Source organism: Chryseobacterium sp. Mn2064, from assembly GCF_049319685.1.
GTDB lineage: Bacteria > Bacteroidota > Bacteroidia > Flavobacteriales > Weeksellaceae > Chryseobacterium.
Window position 1 is genome coordinate 167,235 of record NZ_JBMOUE010000008.1, and the last position, 20,277, is coordinate 187,511.

The window sequence follows — 20,277 nt, forward strand, 5'->3', positions numbered from 1 at the left end:
TGATTTTTAGTATTCACTGTCAATGTTTTCGTTTTTCTGAGAAGAAGCTACCGATTTTTTAAATTCGTTTCCTAGTTTCATAAAGGAATATTTGGCAACGTCTATAGCTTCTTTTTCACTGCTGATTCTTTTACCGTTTACCGTAACATAAGAGTCATTATACGCTGTAGAATCGCTTATTTTTTTGGTTCTAAAGGAAGTATTGTCCACATAACGCGGTTTGGCTTCCTTTTTAAGTCTTCCTCTTTTAGGCAGGATTTGATCCATCACATCTTTTTCTGCCACCTGATTTTCCTGAAAAATAGAATCTTTTTTCGCTCCGGAGATAGAATCGGTATGATTTACCGCTACCTGTTCCTGATGATCGCTATTTTCTTCTATAAAGTCAGACTTTTGCTTAAGGATTTCTTCTTTCACCAGTTTTTCTTTGTTTGAAGTTCCTTCATCATAGTTGCCAGTAAGAAAAAAGCCGAGTCCGGCAATCAGTGTTACACTGGCGGCCATCCAAAACCATTTGGGAAAGGAAGGGCTTTTCTTCTCATTCAGCGGAATGATGGGAGCAGCATTTTCCTCAGGATCTTTACCTTCTGCTTTTTGGAGGAAATCATCAAAGCTCCAGTCCATCTTTTCTTCCTTTATTTCCTGGAAAACTTCGTTATATTTATTTTGTAATTGATCTTTGTTCATAGCTCATCAGTTGTGAGATTTGTTCTTTTACTTTTTGTCTTGCCCGCATAAGGTTTACCCTTACTGCATTTTCTTCCATTTCCAGCATTTCAGAAATTTCAGAAATATCATACTCTTCTACATCTTTCAAGTGGATTACCATCTTTTGCTTTTCCGGGAGCTGGTTGATAAATCCTATAATATGTTCCTTAAGGTTGTTCACATCCATACTATAGAGCTCCGAGCGATGCAGCTGCATATCCGCAAAACCGATCTTTACATCGTGGTGCTTCAGCCGGTTCAGGCATTCGTTCCGGACAGACTTCAGCGCATAGGATTTGAGATTCCCAAACTGCTCAAGTTCATCTTTCTTCTGCCAAAACTTCATCATGAGATCCTGAACCACATCTTCTGCTTCATCACTGCTCATGACAAATCGCTTCGCAAAACGATACATCTCGTCTTTGAGAATAAACACCGTATTCTTGAAAGTTTCTTGGGTCATGAGTTTTGTTTCTTATAGGTAAGACAATCTGGGTTTCAAATCTATTACATCAAAAATAAAAAAACTTCAAAAAAAATTGAAGTTTTTTAGTTCATTTGGTTAATATGTTTCAAAAATATGCTTAAGAATAGCCTTGTCTTCCTCTGTCAGAGCCACTTTTCTTCTAGCCATTGCCCTTTCCGCAACTTCATATACTTTATCCAATTTAAATCTTTCATCATCTTTCAAGCCACCCCACGAAAAGTTTTCTACAAGATTGGGAGGGAAGCCTGGTTTAAAAATATTGGAAGCTACTCCTATAACTGTTCCTGTATTCAACTGGGTATTAATAGCCGTTTTGGAATGATCTCCCATGATAAGGCCTGCAAATTGTAAACCTGTATCTTCGAAAGCTTTGGTTCTGTAGTTCCAAAGTTTGACATGGCTGTAATTATTTTTCAGGTTTGAAGAATTGGTATCTGCCCCGAAATTACACCATTCACCAATCACAGAGTTTCCTACAAATCCTTCATGCCCTTTGCTGGTATATCCGAAAATCACAATATTATTCACTTCTCCTCCTACCTTACAATGGGGCCCAATTGTAGTTGCTCCGTAAATTTTAGCACCAAGGTTAAATTTGGAATCTTCACATAAAACGATAGGCCCACGAAGATTACAACCTTCCATCACCTCTGCATTTTTACCGATATAAATTTTACCTGTTTTGGTATTGATTGTTGAAAATTCCACAGAAGCTCCTTCTTCAATAAAAAGATCTTTTTTATCTCCTAAGAAACCATTGGTTGAAGATAATTCCTGTGAAGTTCTTCCTTGGGTAAGCAGATCAAAATCGAAATCAATAGCATGATGATTATAAGAGAATAGGTCTTTCGGTTTTTTAAAGAAAGTAAGATCTTCTTTAATATCGGTCATCTTTTCAATCTGATTGAGAGAAAACCCTTTCATATTAATTTTAGCAGCAATCAGTTCATCTTCATACACTAAAGCTTCTCCTAATTTAAGATCTTTAATTTGTTGAATTACTTTTTCTGTAGGTAAAAAATTGGGAACTAAAAACAGACTTTCTTTTTCTTCTGGAGTTTTAAATTTATCCTGAAGATACATTTCTGTAAAATAAGACACCTCGGTATTTTCCAGGATCTTCTGCCATCTTTCAGAAAATGTAAGAATTCCACATCTCATGGCAGCCACCGGGCGGGTAAAAGTAAGCGGAAGGAAATCCTCCCAATATTGTGCGTCTGAAAATACTAATTGCATTTTTTAGAAGTTAAAGGTTAGAAGTAAGAAATTAGAAACTGAGACTAAGCACTCTAGAGTTAACTTGCCGATTCTAAATTCTGCCTAAACAAAAATACAAAAAGATGTGGGAAGTTTGAAGGGATAAGATAAGTTTTGGCCGAAGCCTATAGCCATTGGTTTTTACTTTCTCTTTTGGATTTTGACCAATAAAAAAAGTCTCCCAATAAATGGAAGACTTTTATATTTGTAGTGATACAAAAATTACTTAGCGAATTTTTTGTATTTGTTCATGAACTTATCAACTCTACCTGCAGTATCAACTAATTTTACTTTACCAGTGTAGAAAGGGTGAGAACTTGAAGAGATTTCCATTTTGATTAGAGGATACTCTTGTCCTTCGTACTCGATAGTGTCTTTTGTTTCTGCAGTAGACTTGCAAAGAAACACCTCGTCGTTACTCATATCTTTGAAAACAACAAGTCTATAATTTTCTGGGTGAATTCCGTTTTTCATAATACTATTTTTAAAAAAATTAAAGTTTGCTTTCGAAATAGTAATGGATATTTCTCTGCTAATTTTAGGTTGCAAAAGTACGACTTTTTTTTAAAATTCCAAATACTGAATTCATTATTTTTTTATTGATAAGAAATTTAAAGTATTTTCGTTAAATTTGGAACCTACTTAAACTTTAATTTCGATGAAATTCAAATTATTACTGGCTTTTTCTTTCTGGATGTTACTTATAGCAGTATCATGTAATAAAGATGATATCACCTTTGATACACCATCACAACAGCTTCGTTTCTCAAAAGACACGGTATTTTGTGATACAGTTTATCATCAGGTTCGTTCAGAAACTTATGTTGTAAAGGTATATAATAATGAAGATAAAGATATCCTGATCCCAAGAGTAAATCTTGAAAAGGGAGCCGCTTCCTTATATAGAATCAACGTAGATGGAAAGCCCGGATTTGATTTCAATAATGTTCCTTTAAGGAAAAAGGACAGTCTTTATATTTTTGTTGAAATTGCCCCTCAGGCAACCGGCCCTGAAGCTATTGCTGAAGACAGAGTAGTTTTCACCGGTCCTGCAGGACAACAGCATGTCACTTTATTTTCTGTGGTGCAGGATGCTGAATTCTTTATTCAGACTCCTACCAACCCGAATGTAATTTCCAGCTCTACAACATGGAACAGCAATAAGGCTAAGATTATTTATGGAGATCTTACCATTAAACCTAACATTACCCTGGATATCAATCCGGGAACCAAGGTCTATTTCCACAAAAACAGCGGAATGAAAGTATCTTCCGGAGCTGTTTTGAATATTAACGGAACACAAACTGACCAGGTGATTCTTCGCGGTGATAGAAATGATCCTTATTATGATACGATTTCTAAAAACTGGAACTCTATCAGAATGGAAGCCAATTCTACCTTAAAAATGAACCATGCAAGATTATTCGGAGGAACGAGAGGGCTGGATATGAGGCAAACCAATGCTACCATCACCAATTCTTTCATCCACACTTTCTTTGAATATGGAATTTATGCAGTTGGCTCTACAGTGAATTCTAACAATCTGGTAATGAACAATTGCGGTTTATCTTGTATAGGAATTTTCCTTGGAGGGAAACATAGCTATACTCATGCAACGATTGCCAATTACTCCAAAACAATGGGTTCTTTTGACAGAACAGGAATTTTTGCCGCCAATGAATGGAAGAATGATGCCGGACAAACACAACAGGGCGCTTTACAGCAACTTGATATCAAAAACAGTATTGTATATTCTGACAGGGATGATGCTGTTCATTTTGAAAAAACACCAGGGCAACAGTTCGAGTTCTTACTTCAAAATTCATTAATTAAATATACGAGTGCAACGGGATCTGGTTTCACTTTTGATAATAATTCTGGGGTTATTCAAACAACTAAGAACACAGACCCTCAGTTTGTCAATTATTTTATGGCCAAAATGAATTTAAGAGTAAAATCTACCTCTCCAGCTATTGGCAAAGGAAATACAACGGTAGCAGCAACTGTACCTTTCGACATTGTGAATGTATCCAGAACAACTAATCCAACTTTAGGCGCTTATCAATAATGGAAATTACACAATTGCAACAACAGGTTGATGAGTGGATTAAAACCATCGGTGTACGATATTTTAATGAGCTGACCAATATGGCGATGCTTACAGAAGAAGTAGGAGAAGTTGCCCGAATTATTGCCAGAAGGTATGGCGAACAGAGTGAAAAAGAAAGTGACAAAAATAAAGATTTGGGTGAAGAACTGGCAGATGTCCTTTTTGTAACATTGTGCCTGGCCAATCAGACAGGAGTCAATCTGCAGGATGCTTTCGACAGAAAAATGAAAATTAAAACTGACCGCGACAAAGATCGGCATCAGAATAATGATAAATTGAAATAATGATAAATAATGAGTGATGAATCATACATGAATTCGTACCTCATTATTTTAAAGATAATGTAGATCATAATGAAGTTAGAAAAATCAAAATTAACAGGAAATAAAACAGTACAGATCAGCGGTTCGAAAAGTATTTCGAATCGTTTATTGATTCTGGAAAGTCTTTTCAGTAATATTAAAATCGGAAATCTATCCAACTCTCAAGATACACAGCTACTGAAAAAAGCGCTCTCTGAGAACACCGATGTGGTGGATATTCATCATGCAGGAACAGCGATGCGTTTCCTTACGTCTTATTACTCTATTCAAGAGGGAAAAACGACTGTGCTTACGGGTTCAGGAAGAATGAAAGAAAGGCCGATCAAAAATCTGGTTAATGCTTTACAAGATCTTGGAGTGGAGATTGAATATCTGGAAAACGAAGGATTTCCTCCTTTAAAAATTATTGGAAGAAAAATCACCCAAACTTCAGTACGTGTTCCTGCTAATATTTCAAGCCAGTTTATTACTTCTCTTCTTCTTATTGCAGGGAAGCTGGAAAACGGGCTGGAAATTCATCTCGTGGGAGAAGTTACTTCCAGATCTTATATTGAAATGACACTGGATATTCTGACAAAATTTGGTATTAAGAGCAGCTTTGAAGGAAATATCATTAAAGTAGAACCTTTCAATCCTGAACATAATTCCGAAGCCGTACACTATGAAGTGGAAAGCGACTGGAGTTCAGCATCTTACTTCTATTCAATCTGTGCATTGGGAAGAGAAACGATTCGCTTGAAAAGCTTTTACAAAGAATCCACTCAAGGGGATTCTACCATTGCAAACATCTATGAAAAATTCTTTGGAATTACAACAACCTTCAATGAAGATGAGCATCAACTGACTTTGGAACCTCAGCCCAATTTTGTTTTCCCGGAAAAGATTGTTCTGGATATGAATAACTGTCCGGACATCGCTCAAACTCTTTGTGTAACGGCTGCTGCCTTAAAAATTCCTTTTGAAATTTCAGGACTGGGAACTTTAAGAGTAAAGGAAACTGACCGACTTCTGGCTTTATACAACGAATTGAAAAAGCTGGGCACAGAAACAGAAATTACAGATCTAACGATTGATTCAGTAAGTTTTGGAGATCCTGAAGAAAATATTTCCATCAAAACGTATCAGGACCACAGAATGGCAATGAGCTTTGCACCGTTCTGTCTGATCAAAGAACTGAATATTGAGGAAGAGAATGTCGTAGAGAAATCTTACCCGATGTTTTGGGAAGATCTTGAAAGCATCCTGACTCATTAATTTAAGTAATAATATATAAGTGTGGTAATTTGAATTTCAGATTACCACATTTTTATTTATATAGTCATAATTTTCTTTTTTTTATCCCATTCTTCTAGTTTCCTTATTTTAAATCAACTTAATTATCTTTTAAAGTTAAATTAACTCCTCTTCGTTTGATATATTCTTATTTTTAAGTTCAAATAAAAAAAATACGATAAACTATGTTCAAACAAAGCATGAGACAAATCACGGCCATTACTCTTGGTATTACCACAGCAAGTCTGTTCTTTTCCTGTTCTAATGACAGCATTATGGAAAGAGATTCTAACCAAACAACAGTAACTTCTCTAGGCAAATCAACATTGAAAGCCTCATTGGCTCCTATTGAAATGAATAACTGGATGGCCGGGTTACAGGATAATATTTCCATTTCAAAAATCTCAATTCCCGGAACTCATGATTCCGGAGCACGTGTAGATGCCCCTGTTGTATCAGGTACGGCTAAAACTCAAAACCTCAGCATTGCAGAACAACTGAATGCAGGAGTCCGTTTTCTGGATATCCGTTGCAGACATATTGATAATGCCTTTACCATTCATCATGGAGCTATCTATCAGAATTTAAATTTTGATGATGTATTGAACGCCTGTTATGCTTTTCTTCAAAGTCACCCTTCTGAAACCATCGTTATGTCTGTAAAAGAGGAATATGATGCCTCCAATACCACCAGAAGTTTTGAAAGTACTTTTGATTCTTATGTTCAAAAGAATCCTTCAAAGTGGGATTTAGGAACAAATATTCCTAATCTTGGAGAAGTAAGAGGGAAAATTAAATTGCTAAGACGTTTTTCTGCAGGTACTGCAAAAGGAATCAATGCTACTTCATGGGCTGATAATACTACGTTTGAGATCAACAATCCGGGAGCACAGCTGAAAGTTCAGGATTATTATAAAGTAACCAACAATGATGACAAATGGAACGGAATCTCAAACCTCCTAAATGAAGCTAAAAACGATACCAACAATAAACTTTTTGTCAATTTTACCAGTGGTTATAAACCGGGAATTTTTGGTATTCCAAGTATCCCGACTGTTTCTAATAATATCAATCCAAGGCTTAAAACGTTCTTCCAGAGCAATACTAGAGGAAGTTTTGGTATCATGCCGATTGATTTTGTAAATGCAGAATTGTCTGAACTGATTGTAAAGACCAATTTCTAATTCAATAGTTGTTAGATATATTCAGTAGGGCTGTTTCCTTTGGGAAGCAGCCTTAATTGTTCTTTAACAACAGATGACACTGATGAGCACAGATGATTGTGGAAATTTTAAATAAAAAGACCGTTTCAGATTTGAAACAGCCTTCTCAGTAAAAGTAAAAGTATTGAAAGTTATTTATTTCTGGATTCCGTAAGCAGCCATTATTTTGTTGAAGATCTCGGTATTTTCAAACAGACCTGTGAACTCACTGGAATTGGGTCCGTAAGCAAAAACACTTGAAGGTATAGAAGTATGGTCGTTTGTACTGAAGTTTCCGAACACCCAACCCTCTTTAAGGCTTCCATCCAGCAGGGTAAGCCCTCCGGTTTCATGGTCTCCAACGACAATGACAAGTGTTTCCTTGTTTTCATCAGCAAACTTCATGGCTTTTCCTACGACATGATCAAAATCCAATAGTTCGGTAACAAGTTGTTCCATATTATTGCTATGCCCTCCTCCATCGGTTTGGGAAGCCTCTATCATCATGAAGAAGCCTTTTTTGTTCTCTTTTAAATTATTTAAAGTAAGATCAAATGCATCAGCCAGCCAGTTTCCTCTTCCATTGGTTATTCTTTGTGATGCTAAAGGATCGATAATAACGGTGCGGTTATTAATTTTATCAACGGAGTTCAAATCGTGGAACATATCTATTTTCGAATCCTTAAATTTCTGCAGGTTTTCCTGAGATAAACCACTTGTAGGGCCACCGATCAAAATTTTAGTTTTCGAAGTTGTGAAATCTTTCAGAATAGGTTCTGAGCTGTTTCTGTTATCGGAATGGGCATAGAAATCTGCAGGAGTGGCATCTGTAACGTCTCCAGTAGAAATCAATCCGGAAACCAGTCCTTTTTCTGCAATAATATCAGGAATCTGAGCTAACGCTTTTCCCATATTATCTACCCCCACAAAAGTATTTTTGGTCTTCACTCCTGTAGCAAATGCAGTTGACCCTGGCGCGGAATCTGTAATATAGGCATTAGAAGAATTCGTCTTGGAAAGTCCTGTGGCTTTCATATTAAAAACATTGAGTTTCCCTTTATTCGCAGTAAAAGCAGCATAATATTGTGGCAAAGAAGTTCCGTCCGGGATCAGAAGAATTACATTTTTCACTTTTTTACGGGCTCCGTCTGTTTTATAAGTAGGGGTGTAAGTAGTATATTCTTTTGTGTTTTTATAAAAGTTTTTCGGGATCGTATTCATGAACTTTTTAAGATCAGGAATATGATCTGTATTGATATAATCCACACCCATATCCATTAAATTCACCCAGGCATTAGGAAAATCCGGGGCTCCGTAGAACCTCATCGGTTTTTGCTGAGTATGTGCCTTTTCTACTGCTTTTTTTATTTTTTCGGATTCTTCATCTCTTGGAATGCCTTTTCCGTTCCATTTTACAAAGTCAGGTAAATCTGCACTGAACATTCCAATTCTTTTCAACTGATCAGGAGCATAGTTTTTTTCGAGATCTCCGTCAAAGTAAAGATAATTTGGGTAGTTTTTAAATTCTGCAGGTTGAGGTCTTCCCCCAGTAATCACTATTTTAATATTCTGATTTCCTGTAATCTCAGGATATTTTTTCAGCGTGCTAACCAAAGATACCAGCGAAGTTTTATAATCCTGTTTGATGTCAATCAGTAATTGCAGTTTTTTGCTGGCATCAGGATAGATATTTCCTTTGTTCAGCTTAATCTGTTTTGAGATATTATCAAGATACAGATTTTCCAATGTCCTGTCCACCGAAAGTTCTTTTTCTGTATGAGCAACCCAAAGTTTACCCTTTACCAGGAAAACATCTGCTTCTATGGAACCAAAGTTAGCATAATAAGCCTGCCAGAAAGGAACCTCCTGCATATAATCATTATGAGAATGAGCATTCCCTACTGTATAATTTAAATAATTCTGTGCCTTATTTTGAGAAAAGACCGCCAAAGCCACTACAGCCCAAATTTTTGATAGTTTCATAATACCTGTGAAAAAACTATATCATCACAGAAACTTCTGCAATGATATAGTGGATAATATATAAGATTAAATTTTACCAGCCTTCATTTTGCTTAATGATCCCGTGACTGTTTACGATTTCAGCCTGTGGGACTGCCCAAACATTATGTACAGCTGGATTAAAGTTTCTTGCAGCCCAAACTACCTGTCCGTTGATCCCGTGTAGTGGTTTTGCATAAGCAGCCTGCGCATCTCCCCAACGTACAAGATCTCTGTGTCTGTCTGCCCATTCGCCTGCCAGTTCACAACGTCTTTCATGCTTCATATCAGCCATTGTACATCCGTTTTTAGGAGTAAGCCCGGCGCGGGTTCTGATCATATTGATTTCCTGATCTGCAGATTTCCCCTGCATCAACAACGCTTCGGCTTTGATCAGGATTACCTCGGCATAACGCATTATCGGAACAGCAAGGTCTGTACAAGGATAATCTCCATTGGCACTTACGTGTCCGCTGTTCAGCTGATATTTGAAGGCATCCATATATTTGTTGAACTGATATCCCGTAAGAGAGTTGGTAGAAGCATAGATTCTTTCTTTTCCATTGAAGGTAAACTTATCACCTATTTTCAGGATAGAGGCACTTCTTCTAAGGTCTCCGGTTTCATATTCGTCATACAATTCTTTGGTGGGTTGGAAGTATCCCCAACCGTTGTATTCTCCCCAACCTTTATTTTCAAGCATTACCCCCGGAAGAATACTTCCCCAAGCGGTAAATTTAGGGGTTCCCGGAATTGACCATATGTATTCTGAGCCATAGTTATTTTCAGCTTTAAAAACATCTGCAAAATTGGTCATAAGACTTCTGTTTCCTTTGGTCATTACTTCATTAGCCCAGAATTCAGCATTTTTCCAATCTTTCATAAATAGATATACTTTTGCCAAAAGTGCCCATGCTGCAGCCTTGTGAGGCCTTCCGTAATCTTTTGCAGGAAGTTCTGCCTGAGTAGGTAATAAATCTGCTGCTCTTTTCAGATCATTAACTATATAATTATAGTTTTCTGTTACATTGGCTGCTCTTGGAATCGGATTCGGGTCCGGTTCTTTTGAACGATCGATAATAGGAACTCCAGCTTTTTCGTTTCCATAGCTGTATGCTAATTCAAAATACATTCTGCTGCTCATAAATAGAGCTTCGCCCAGATATTTATTTTTAGTGGCCTGTGAGGTCTGAATATTATCAATATTTCTGATCACTCTGTTGGCAACTCCTATGACGTTATATCTTTTATTCCATTGGGTTTCCAAATCTCCTGCGGCAATATAATTGCTGCTGAAGTTTTTAGCATTATCGGCTTCACTTTTTGCTCTTCCGGTTACCATATCATCGCTGGCATTGATAAACCAGAAAAGACCTCTACCGTAAAATTCACCATCAAATAAAGGTTTATACATTGCATTGGCTCCTGTGACAAGATCGTTTTCAGTTTTCCAGAAACTGGCTTCTGTAGGCGTGCCTTCCGGCTGAACATCCAGTTCTCCTGTACATGACAACAGCATTACGGAGATTCCTGAGATTAAAAATATTTTATTAAATAGTTTCATTTCTTTACTTTTTTGATGTTTTTTAAAATTATAATCCTACTTCCACTCCGAAAATAAATGATCGGGCCTGAGGATATCTACCGGTATCTACCCCGTAAGAATTCATTCCTACTTCAGGATCAAAACCTGTGTATTTAGTGATTGTAAATAGATTGTTGGTGGTTACGTAGATTCTTACTTTATTTACATCAAGCTTTTTGTACAATTCTTTTGGTAATGAGTAACCGATGGTGAGGTTTTTCAGCCTTAAATAAGATCCGTCTTCCACATAGAAATCTGATACTTTTGAGTAGTTTCCGCTTGGGTCGCCGTGTACCAATCTTGGAATATCCGTATTGGTATTCTGAGGCGTCCATGCATTGAGGATATCTCTGTCCATATTATAGTTTTGCCCTGTTCCGCCCGGGTTCAAAGAAATAAATTTCAATCCGTTGAATATTTTGTTTCCATATACTCCCTGGAAGAATACGTTGAGGTCAAAGTTTTTCCATGTCATATTGTAAGAGAATCCGTAGGAAAACTTTGGATAGGGGCTTCCAAGATTTACAAAGTCATTATTGTTGAGAACTCCTGTATTTCCGTCTTTCTTAAGGAATTTTATATCTCCTGGTTTTGCATTGGGCTGAATAAGAGTTCCATTGGCATCTTTATAATTATTGATCTCTTCCTGCGTCTGGAAAATTCCGCCTGTCTTGTATCCATAATAAGAATAAAGCGCATCCCCTACTTTTACGCGGGTTGGTTTCAATACTCCTCTTACCCCATTATCGTTGATAAATATCTCATCAACATTAGCCAATTGCTTCACCGTGTTTTTTAGTTGACTAAAAGTTACTCCTATGGAATAGGTAAAATCTTCGTTTCCTTTGCTGTTATAATTAATTCCCAATTCGTAGCCTTTATCCTGAAATAATCCTGCATTCACATATTGATTATTGTAAGTTGCGGTACTTGGTAAGCTAACGTTAAAGATCTGATCTTTGGAGTTCTTCACGAAATAATCAAACTGTAAGGAAAGACTGTTATGAAGGAATGATGCATCTACCCCAAAGTCGGTCTGTTCAGATTTCCCCCATTTCAGGTCCGGATTGGGACGAGTGGTTGCATAATACGCAATATTCTGAGAAGGATCCTGTCCGAAAATAACGTTATTATCCCTTGTCATCAAAGGGTTAACAGCCTGAGGTGAAATTCCCCCAAGGTTTCCAAGAATACCATAACTTCCTCTCAACTTCAAATTCGAAAGCCATGAAATATCCTGCATAAAGTTTTCTTTTGAAACCACCCAAGCTCCGGAAACAGCATAATAATTAGCAAATCTGTTTTGTTTGGCCACCAGTGAAGAACCATCACGTCTTCCTAATACACTGATGATATATTTACCCGCATAGTCATAGTTTAATCTGGCAAGGTAAGAAACCAACGCCTGCTGATATCTGTAACTGGAAACATCTTTATTGGTATCTGCCGCATTCTGAAGGTGCTGGAAAACCTCAGCCTCACTTCTGAAATCATAAGCTTTTGCTGAAAATCCTTCTTCAATGGTTTTCTGGAAAGTAAAACCTCCCAGGAAGTCAAAATTATGTTTTCCTGCAGCTATTTTGTAGGTAAGCAACTGTTCAGCAAGAGCCGTGGAAGAGTTATTAGACTGATATTCTAAATTGTTGGTATCGAAAATTTTTCCGACTTCCAGCACTCTGTAAGTAAAGTTTTTAATATCTCCAATCCTAAACGTTTGCGAGAAGTTGGAACGGAATTTTAAATCTTTCGCCAGTGTAACTTCCAGATAAGGATTGATCAAAATTTCATGAGTAGGGTTTCGGATACTGATTCTTTTAAGGTACGCCACAGGGTTGATCATATCTCCATAACCTCCAGCCACATCAATAGGCAATCCGGAGAATGCCCCTGACGGAGTGTAAACCGGAACATTCGGTGGATAATACATCGCTGCTACAAGTGCTCCTGTGTAACCGCTTTTGGTATCAGCCGTATTTCCATCGGAGTAGTTGTAATACATATTTTCTCCGATGGTTAACCAGTCTTTTATTTTATGTTCAGAGTTCACTCTAAAATTATATCGTTTGGCCTGAGTATTCAATAAAATCCCTTCCAGGTTTCTGTGATTCATCCCTACAAAGTATCTGGATTTTTCACTTCCACCGCTGAGGTTCATATTGTATTCCTGAATAGTTCCTGTACGGAAGATCTCTTTCATCCAGTCTGTTCTGGTAATTCTTCCATCCGGATATAGAGTGGGATTAAAAGCCGTTGGTAAGCTTCCCAGTTTACCTGCATTTTCATAGGCTTTGTACATCACATCCTGAAATTCAGCAGCATTTAAAGATTCTTTCAGTCTCCATGCCTGATTTAAGCCATATTTCATATCAAAATCTACGGTAAGATTTCCTTTTTTCCCTCTTTTAGTGGTGATAAGAATAACACCTCCTGAAGATCTTGCTCCATAAATGGCTGCTGAAGCATCTTTCAGTACAGAGATATCCTGAATATCATTAGGGTTGATAGAAGGGGTTCCGTTAAAAACCACCCCATCTACAACATATAAAGGGGTTTCTCCGTTAATTCCCCCTAAACCACGAATATTCACTTTGGGAGTACCGTTGGGATCTCCACCTTCGTTCACTACTGTTACTCCGGGAGCTTTGCCCTGAAGCACTTCTCCTACTCCTGACAGAGATCTGGAAGTAAGTTTATCCAGTGAAGCTTCCGTAACAGCGCCGGACACTTTACTTTTTTTCTGAGTTCCATATCCAACCACAACAACCTCGTCTATGGATTTTTCTTTCAAACTGTCTTTTTTCTGAGAGAGGAACATAGGTGAAGCTGAAATTGCCCCAATAAGTAATACCCTACCCGTTAAATAAGTGACTGAGACAGGGACTTTAAATACATTCATGACATCCATTTTGATTAGATGCAAAATTAGAGTAGCCCTTTTCCTTAACTCATTAAGATTTCCTTATGTTTTTATTAAGAAATTTTAGCATTTTCAAATCAGGATCTTTAAAAGTAAAAATATAAATAACTCATTATCAAAACTATAAACAATTAAAGTAATCATTTATATGATTTTCACAATATTTGAGAGATTAACTTTGTTTTAAGTTTAGAATGATTTCATAAACATTCATACGTCATTTGTTCAATCACTTCCTTTCCAGATCTTATTCACATTAAGCTATAATATATATGCAGACTTCATTATTCTTTTTTTACATTTGCTGAAAATAGATTGTACAGAATTTCCTGATATTCAAAGAACAAATTTTGGAAGCTCTGAAGAATTGATAACATTATAAAACTGAACGAATTAAATGACCATTATCATTACAGGAACCTCATCAGGAATTGGATTTGCTTTGGCCGAATATTTTGGTAAAAAAGGGCACAAAGTATACGGATTAAGCCGAAAACATACGGAAAGTCAATATTTTCAATCAATCCCTACTGATGTTACCGATAACAATGCTGTTCTGAATGCCATTGCTGAAGTCTTAAAAACCGAAACCAGAATAGATGTACTGATCAACAATGCAGGAATGGGAATGGTGGGAGCCGTGGAAGATTCCACAAAAGAAGATATTTTGAAACTCTTCAACCTGAATCTCGTAGGGGCCGTTCAAATGATGAGTGCTGTTCTTCCTAAGATGCGTGAAAATAAATTTGGAAAAATTATCAACGTTTCCAGCATTGGAAGTGAAATGGGACTTCCTTTCCGTGGTTTTTATTCTGCTTCAAAATCTGCCTTGGACAAAGTAACGGAAGCGATGAGATATGAGGTTTATCCTTGGAACATTGATGTTTGTTCTCTTCATTTGGGAGACATCAAAACCAATATTGCAGATAACAGAGTAATGACTCAGGTTTCTCAGCCTTATAAAAATGTTTTCGATAAAGTATATGCGCTGATGAACTCTCATGTAGGTGAGGGAACTGAACCTCTGGAAGTCGCTGAGTATATTGAAGCTCTTTTAGGAAAAAATAAATGGAAAGCTCATTATTATTTTGGTAAATTCGGGCAAAAAATCGGAGTTCCTCTAAAATGGATCCTTCCTCAGGGAACTTATGAGAATTTAATGAAGAAATATAATAAACTGGATAAAAATTAGTTGATTGATAAGGTGTATTTTCATTCTGTACGGAATGAAATACGATGAAGATTCTCATTAGTTGTATTGAGATTGCTCATCTCCTCATATTCAGAATGGTAAATTGAAATTACTTTTAAAAATATTTTTTGTTTTCTTCTGCGTTTTTACACAAGCGCAGAAAAAGCATTATTGGCTGATTGACACAGAAACCAAAGTCAGAAAAAAAGTAAAAGATTCTACCTCAGCCGTAAAGTTTTTGGATTCTTTAGCTCAAAACAATTATTTTTTCACTCAATTGAAAGATGTAAAGAAAAAAGGAGACAGTACGGAAATTTTCTATGATAAAGGGAAAAACTTTAACGAAACTTATGTAGATCTTTCAGATTCTCTTGTTCAGAAACTGAAAATCCGGAAAGATTTTTTCACAAAAAATTTAGATTCCACGAAGAAGAGTATTAATAAGATTTATATTGATGACGGTTATTCTTTCAGCAGAATTAAATCAAAATATAAAGGTCAGAAAAACGGTTTTCCTATCGTAGAACTCGATATCAATAAGAATGATAAAAGAACGATCGACGGTTTTGTTGTAAAAGGATACGAAAAAGTTCCGAAACGATTCATGAAAAACCTGGAAAAGGAGTTTAAAGGCAAAAATTATGACGAAAGAAATCTTCTGGCCATCAACAAAAATTTCCAGAGCCATCCTTTTTTAACGTTGGAGCGGCAGCCACAGACTTTATTTACCAAAGATTCTACCAATATTTATTTATTCCTCGAAAAGAAAAAGACCAATACCTTTGACGGGGTTATAGGTTTTGGAAATGACAAATCATCCAAATTTACCTTAAATGGAACAATGAATGTTAATTTCAGGAATATGTTCAATGGTTTTGAAACCGTTAATCTCTATTGGCAGAGAAACCCGGATAAAGGGCAGACTTTTGACCTCCAGGTAGACATTCCGTATTTATTTAAATCCAATGTGGGAATGAACGCCAAGGTTAATATTTACCGACAGGATTCTACGTTTGCCAATGTAAAATTCCTTCCTGCCTTTTATTATCACCTGAACAACCGTAACAAGATCGGGATTAGGGGAACTTTAGAATCATCTACGATTATTGATACTTTATACGTTCAGGGAAAAGACTATAACAAGCAGGGACTTGGGGTTTGGTATGAAATGACTGAACCTACAGATATTGATCTTTTTCTTTACAAAACAAAGATCTCTGCCGGCTATGATTTCTTAACAACTACCTATACCAAAGACAATATTAAAGCCACCCAGAATCAGTTTTATCTGTATGGGGAGCATAATTATCATATCTCAGGAAATCATTTCCTCAATATAAAAGGGGAAGGCCGAATGATGGATTCTAAAATGGAGTTTTCCACCAATGAATTATTCCGTTTTGGAGGCTGGAACTCGCTTCGGGGTTTCAATGAGAATTCCCTTGCCGCAGATTATTACTATTATGGAAGTTTAGAATACCGGTATTTAATTGGAAATCAGGCTTTCTTTGATGTCTTTGGGCAATATGGGCAGCTTAATAACAAATCACTGCAGGTAAAACCCAAGCTTTACAGTGTGGGTCTCGGGTTCAATTTCTTTATTCCTATTGGTCTGATGAGTTTCCAGCTTTCAAATGGTAATGAGTTTGGAAATCCTTTTAAATTTAATGATACCAAAATTCACTGGGGAATTCTGAGTAGATTTTAAAGAAAAGCTTGAATATTTAGGCTAATCTGGCTTTGAAGTTTTTTAAGTCTCATACCGCATTTACCACTTTTCACTTAAGTTTTTGGGAAATCCTAAATTTCCTGCTTCTGTGAATTTTTTATGTAGACCCAATTTTAACCTTACCAACAGTCGGAAAAAGTAAGCTTTTGCAACTGAATACGTTATCTATTTATATACTATATAATAAAGCAAAAGTCTCTATATAAGCCCTATTTTTCACTTTACTTTTATATTAATTATCCCTGTGACAGACTATTAAAATCATATTTTTCTTTTAATATAAGATTAAAGTACAGGTAACAGTACACTGCTAAATTTGCCTTCAAAAAAATGAAGAAAACTCTAGCTACTTTTGCCGTTTTTTTACTTCCTCTTTATTTTACTGCCCAGGAAATTAATATCTCCGGAAATGTAAAATCTGAAAACGGCACTAGTGTTTCCGGTGTGAACATTACCGACAAAAACACAGGAAAGACCGCTACTACAGATGACAATGGTAATTTTACAATCTCTGCCAATCCTAAAGATATTCTTGAATTTCTTGCCCCTGAATTTTCTGTTTATACCGTTGAGGTTTCTTCTAAAAAACAATATTCGGTTGTTCTAAAGAAGCCCAATGAAAAGCAAATTGAAGGCGTCGTAATTACCGCTTTAGGAATCGCTAAGAAAAAGGAAAAAATTGGATACTCTACCCAGGAAGTAGGTACCAAACAGTTTGAAACCATCACAACACCAAGTATTGGAAATTTATTCTCAGGGCAGGTGGCCGGTCTGAATGTTTCTAACCCAACAGGAATGCAGCAGGCTCCGCAGTTTACCCTGAGAGGAAACTCTAATCTGGTTTTTGTCATTGATGGAGTGATTGTGGAAAAAGAAGTTTTTCAGAATCTGGACCCGAATAATATTGAAAATATTAACGTACTGAAAGGAGCTACTGCATCTGCTCTTTATGGTTCAAGAGGGCGTTACGGAGCTATTTTGATCACGACTAAAAGTGCTAAGAAGAAAGGATTCTCTGTAGATTTCTCTCAAAACACGATGATTACGGCAGGATTTACCAATCTTCCAAAAACCCAGACGGAATACGGAAATGGTTCCCACGGAAAGTATGAATTTTGGGATGGAGCTGATGGCGGAGTCAACGATGGAGATATGATCTGGGGTCCGAAATTTGTTCCAGGGTTACAAATTGCCCAATGGAACAGTCCGATTCGTGATAAAGTAACAGGACAGATTGTTCCTTGGTATGGTGCTGTAACAGGTACCCAATATGATGATAAATCAAGATTTGAAAGAGTTCCGATTGACTGGAAATATCATGATAATTTAAGCACATTCTTAAAGCCGGCGGTGATTAATAATAATAATTTTGCCATCAGCTACAGAGACAATAAAGATATCTACCGTTTTTCTGGAAATTTCATGAACTATGATGACAGAGTTCCGAATTCTTACCTGCAGAAATATGGAGTAAATTTCTCTTCTGAAAACCATTTGGGAGATAAATTGATCTTCAATACGAAGTTTAACTTCAACCAGGCTTTTACTCCTAACGTTCCCAACTACGATTATAACCCGAGCGGACATATGTACACCATCCTGATCTGGATGGGAGGTGATGTAGACGGAAAAGCTCTTAAAAACCATATGTGGATTCCCGGACAGGAAGGAAGAGCACAGGCCAACTGGAACTATGCATGGTACAACAACCCATGGTTTGGGGCAGAATATTATAAAAACCAGAATAGAACCAATATCATCAATGCTCAAACCGGATTAGAATATAAAGCCACAAAAGATCTATCGATAAAAGGTAAAATATCGCTTGTTGAAAATCACAGCAAAACAGAAGTTCTCAGTCCATATTCTTATTTCAATTACAGTGCTCCAAGAAGTGGAGGATATATCTTGAGAGATGAGAAAACATGGAATATGAACTATGATGTTCTTGCCACGTATAAGAAAAAGATATCTGAGAATTTTGATTTCACAATTAATGCCGGAGGTTCAACATTTTACTATAAAAACAATAAAAATGAAAGATCTACCGATGGTTTGAAAGTTCCTGAGTTCTACTCTTTTGACAACTCTATCGGAGCCCTGAAAAATTATGCTTATCTAAAAGAAAAGCTAATCTACAGTGCCTATTCAACCATTGACATCGGATTATACAATGCCTTTTTCATCAACGTTTCAGGACGTAATGACTGGTCTTCTACCCTTCCTAAAGCCAACAGATCTTATTTCTATCCTTCAGCATCCATCAGTGCTGTGATTTCGAATCTGGTAAAATTGCCGGAGTCGATCAATATGTTGAAACTTTCTGCTTCATGGGCAAAGGTTGCATATGATTTCCAGCCTTATTCCATCAGAAATTACTATTTGAATAATAAAGGAATTTCCTTCAATGGAAACCCAACGTATTACTATCCTACTACTCTTAATGTAGAAAACACATTGAAACCAGAGCAGACAAAGTCTTATGAATTGGGGCTAAGTGCAGGATTCCTAAACAACAGAATTACTTTAGATGCAACATATTTCAGAACACTGGACTATAACAACATTCTGGAATTCCCAACTCCTGAATCATCAGGTTTCCTTTCCCAATATGTAAACGGTAATGAATACACAACAAAAGGATTTGAAATCTCTTTGGGATTGGTTCCGGTAAAATCGGCCAACTTCACTTGGAAAACCTTAATTAACTGGAGTACGTACGAACAGAAACTGACTTCCATTTATAATAATATGTCCAATTATAATAATATCAAACTGGGAGAAAGAATGGACAGCTATTATGATTATGAATGGCAAAAATCTCCGGATGGAAAAGTTATTCTGGATGCTAAATCCGGAATGCCTACAAGAGCAAACAATCCAAGCAATTTAGGACACTTCAATCCTGACTGGACCTTTGGTTTCAACAACACCTTCAAGTATAAAAAGCTTTCTTTAAATATCGGAATCGACGGAAGTATTGGAGGCGTTATGAGATCGCAGGTGGTAGAAAAAATGTGGTGGGGAGGAAAGCATCCGAATTCTGTAGCTTACAGAGATCTTGAATATGCCAACCCAGGAAAGTATTTCTTCGTTCCGGATGGTGTAAACTATAACCCTGCAACAGGACAATATACTCCGCATACCCAAGCCATCAGTTTTCAGGACTGGGCACAGAACTATCCTTACCAGGCAAGGGTAACGGAGAGCGAAAGCAAAGAATTTGCGAATGTATTCGACAGAACATTCATTAAGCTGAGGTCTGTAGTTCTGGAGTATGATTTCTCATCATTACTGAATCCTAAAGGGATGGTAAAAGGTTTCACAGCCAATATTTCCGCTTACAATCTTGCGATGTGGAAAAAATCCAAAAACCTTTATTCTGATCCGGATTTCCAAATCAGATCAGGAAGAGAAGGAGATGTCAGCAATGATATTCAGGACCCGTCCAGCAGATGGTTCGGAATCGGATTTAATCTTAAGTTTTAACTAAA

Annotated in this window: 14 protein-coding genes; 7 read left to right on the forward strand and 7 right to left on the reverse strand. The window is 36.8% G+C overall.

The features are described 5' to 3' along the window. Positions 1-6: 6 nt before the first annotated feature. From ACL9RH_RS22720 to ACL9RH_RS22735, 4 genes are all read right to left on the reverse strand, one after another. On the reverse strand, positions 7-687 hold the full coding sequence (locus ACL9RH_RS22720; protein ID WP_422695609.1) for a hypothetical protein: 681 nt from the start codon (positions 685-687) through the stop codon (positions 7-9). Further along, complete coding sequence (locus ACL9RH_RS22725) at positions 662-1,171, reverse strand: RNA polymerase sigma factor (protein ID WP_422695610.1); 510 nt, start codon at positions 1,169-1,171, stop codon at positions 662-664. Before ACL9RH_RS22725 ends, ACL9RH_RS22720 begins: the two co-directional genes overlap by 26 nt. A 99-nt stretch (positions 1,172-1,270) precedes the next feature. After that, positions 1,271-2,431, reverse strand: coding sequence for a GlmU family protein (locus ACL9RH_RS22730; protein WP_422695611.1), 1,161 nt, complete (start codon positions 2,429-2,431; stop codon positions 1,271-1,273). 243 nt (positions 2,432-2,674) lie between these two features. Next, a complete protein-coding gene (locus tag ACL9RH_RS22735) occupies positions 2,675-2,926 on the reverse strand; it encodes a type B 50S ribosomal protein L31 (protein ID WP_047489008.1) in 252 nt (83 codons plus the stop codon). A gap of 184 nt (positions 2,927-3,110) precedes the next feature. Between ACL9RH_RS22735 and ACL9RH_RS22740 the strand changes: the two genes are divergently transcribed. From ACL9RH_RS22740 to ACL9RH_RS22755, 4 genes are all read left to right on the forward strand, one after another. Next, positions 3,111-4,520, forward strand: coding sequence for a hypothetical protein (locus ACL9RH_RS22740; RefSeq protein ID WP_422695612.1), 1,410 nt, complete (start codon positions 3,111-3,113; stop codon positions 4,518-4,520). Beyond that, on the forward strand, positions 4,520-4,846 hold the full coding sequence (locus tag ACL9RH_RS22745; protein ID WP_422695613.1) for a nucleotide pyrophosphohydrolase: 327 nt from the start codon (positions 4,520-4,522) through the stop codon (positions 4,844-4,846). The genes ACL9RH_RS22740 and ACL9RH_RS22745 overlap by 1 nt, the downstream gene beginning before the upstream one ends. A gap of 69 nt (positions 4,847-4,915) precedes the next feature. Continuing rightward, complete coding sequence (locus ACL9RH_RS22750) at positions 4,916-6,139, forward strand: 3-phosphoshikimate 1-carboxyvinyltransferase (RefSeq protein WP_422695614.1); 1,224 nt, start codon at positions 4,916-4,918, stop codon at positions 6,137-6,139. A gap of 218 nt (positions 6,140-6,357) precedes the next feature. Then, complete coding sequence (locus ACL9RH_RS22755; RefSeq protein ID WP_422695615.1) at positions 6,358-7,341, forward strand: phosphatidylinositol-specific phospholipase C; 984 nt, start codon at positions 6,358-6,360, stop codon at positions 7,339-7,341. Positions 7,342-7,515: 174 nt separating this feature from the next. Here ACL9RH_RS22755 and ACL9RH_RS22760 read toward each other — a convergent pair whose 3' ends face one another. The 3 genes from ACL9RH_RS22760 to ACL9RH_RS22770 all read right to left on the reverse strand — a co-directional run bounded on the left by ACL9RH_RS22760 (position 7,516) and on the right by ACL9RH_RS22770 (position 13,841). Further along, on the reverse strand, positions 7,516-9,342 hold the full coding sequence (locus ACL9RH_RS22760) for an alkaline phosphatase (RefSeq protein WP_422695616.1): 1,827 nt from the start codon (positions 9,340-9,342) through the stop codon (positions 7,516-7,518). 73 nt (positions 9,343-9,415) lie between these two features. Further along, positions 9,416-10,924, reverse strand: coding sequence for a RagB/SusD family nutrient uptake outer membrane protein (locus tag ACL9RH_RS22765; protein WP_422695617.1), 1,509 nt, complete (start codon positions 10,922-10,924; stop codon positions 9,416-9,418). Positions 10,925-10,952: 28 nt separating this feature from the next. Beyond that, complete coding sequence (locus ACL9RH_RS22770; RefSeq protein WP_422695618.1) at positions 10,953-13,841, reverse strand: SusC/RagA family TonB-linked outer membrane protein; 2,889 nt, start codon at positions 13,839-13,841, stop codon at positions 10,953-10,955. Between the two features lie 418 nt (positions 13,842-14,259). Here ACL9RH_RS22770 and ACL9RH_RS22775 point away from each other — a divergent pair, with 418 nt between their 5' ends. From ACL9RH_RS22775 to ACL9RH_RS22785, 3 genes are all read left to right on the forward strand, one after another. Next, complete coding sequence (locus ACL9RH_RS22775; protein ID WP_422695619.1) at positions 14,260-15,054, forward strand: SDR family oxidoreductase; 795 nt, start codon at positions 14,260-14,262, stop codon at positions 15,052-15,054. 103 nt (positions 15,055-15,157) lie between these two features. After that, positions 15,158-16,762, forward strand: a complete 1,605-nt coding sequence (locus tag ACL9RH_RS22780; protein ID WP_422695620.1) for a hypothetical protein — start codon at positions 15,158-15,160, stop codon at positions 16,760-16,762. Between the two features lie 351 nt (positions 16,763-17,113). Then, the gene (locus tag ACL9RH_RS22785; protein ID WP_422695621.1) at positions 17,114-20,272 is read left to right on the forward strand and encodes a SusC/RagA family TonB-linked outer membrane protein; all 3,159 of its coding nucleotides are present in this window, start codon (positions 17,114-17,116) and stop codon (positions 20,270-20,272) included. The last annotated feature ends 5 nt before the right edge of the window (positions 20,273-20,277 follow it).

What these genes read in the sequence shown, in the direction of transcription:
- ACL9RH_RS22760 (WP_422695616.1), bottom strand. Translation starts at nt 9,342, where the DNA reads ATGAAACTATCAAAAATTTGGGCTGTAGTGGCTTTGGCGGTCTTTTCT.
- ACL9RH_RS22730 (WP_422695611.1), bottom strand. Translation starts at nt 2,431, where the DNA reads ATGCAATTAGTATTTTCAGACGCACAATATTGGGAGGATTTCCTTCCG.
- ACL9RH_RS22735 (WP_047489008.1), bottom strand. Translation starts at nt 2,926, where the DNA reads ATGAAAAACGGAATTCACCCAGAAAATTATAGACTTGTTGTTTTCAAA.
- ACL9RH_RS22785 (WP_422695621.1), top strand. Translation starts at nt 17,114, where the DNA reads ATGAAGAAAACTCTAGCTACTTTTGCCGTTTTTTTACTTCCTCTTTAT.
- ACL9RH_RS22750 (WP_422695614.1), top strand. Translation starts at nt 4,916, where the DNA reads ATGAAGTTAGAAAAATCAAAATTAACAGGAAATAAAACAGTACAGATC.
- ACL9RH_RS22745 (WP_422695613.1), top strand. Translation starts at nt 4,520, where the DNA reads ATGGAAATTACACAATTGCAACAACAGGTTGATGAGTGGATTAAAACC.
- ACL9RH_RS22740 (WP_422695612.1), top strand. Translation starts at nt 3,111, where the DNA reads ATGAAATTCAAATTATTACTGGCTTTTTCTTTCTGGATGTTACTTATA.
- ACL9RH_RS22755 (WP_422695615.1), top strand. Translation starts at nt 6,358, where the DNA reads ATGAGACAAATCACGGCCATTACTCTTGGTATTACCACAGCAAGTCTG.
- ACL9RH_RS22720 (WP_422695609.1), bottom strand. Translation starts at nt 687, where the DNA reads ATGAACAAAGATCAATTACAAAATAAATATAACGAAGTTTTCCAGGAA.
- ACL9RH_RS22725 (WP_422695610.1), bottom strand. Translation starts at nt 1,171, where the DNA reads ATGACCCAAGAAACTTTCAAGAATACGGTGTTTATTCTCAAAGACGAG.
- ACL9RH_RS22775 (WP_422695619.1), top strand. Translation starts at nt 14,260, where the DNA reads ATGACCATTATCATTACAGGAACCTCATCAGGAATTGGATTTGCTTTG.
- ACL9RH_RS22770 (WP_422695618.1), bottom strand. Translation starts at nt 13,841, where the DNA reads ATGAATGTATTTAAAGTCCCTGTCTCAGTCACTTATTTAACGGGTAGG.
- ACL9RH_RS22765 (WP_422695617.1), bottom strand. Translation starts at nt 10,924, where the DNA reads ATGAAACTATTTAATAAAATATTTTTAATCTCAGGAATCTCCGTAATG.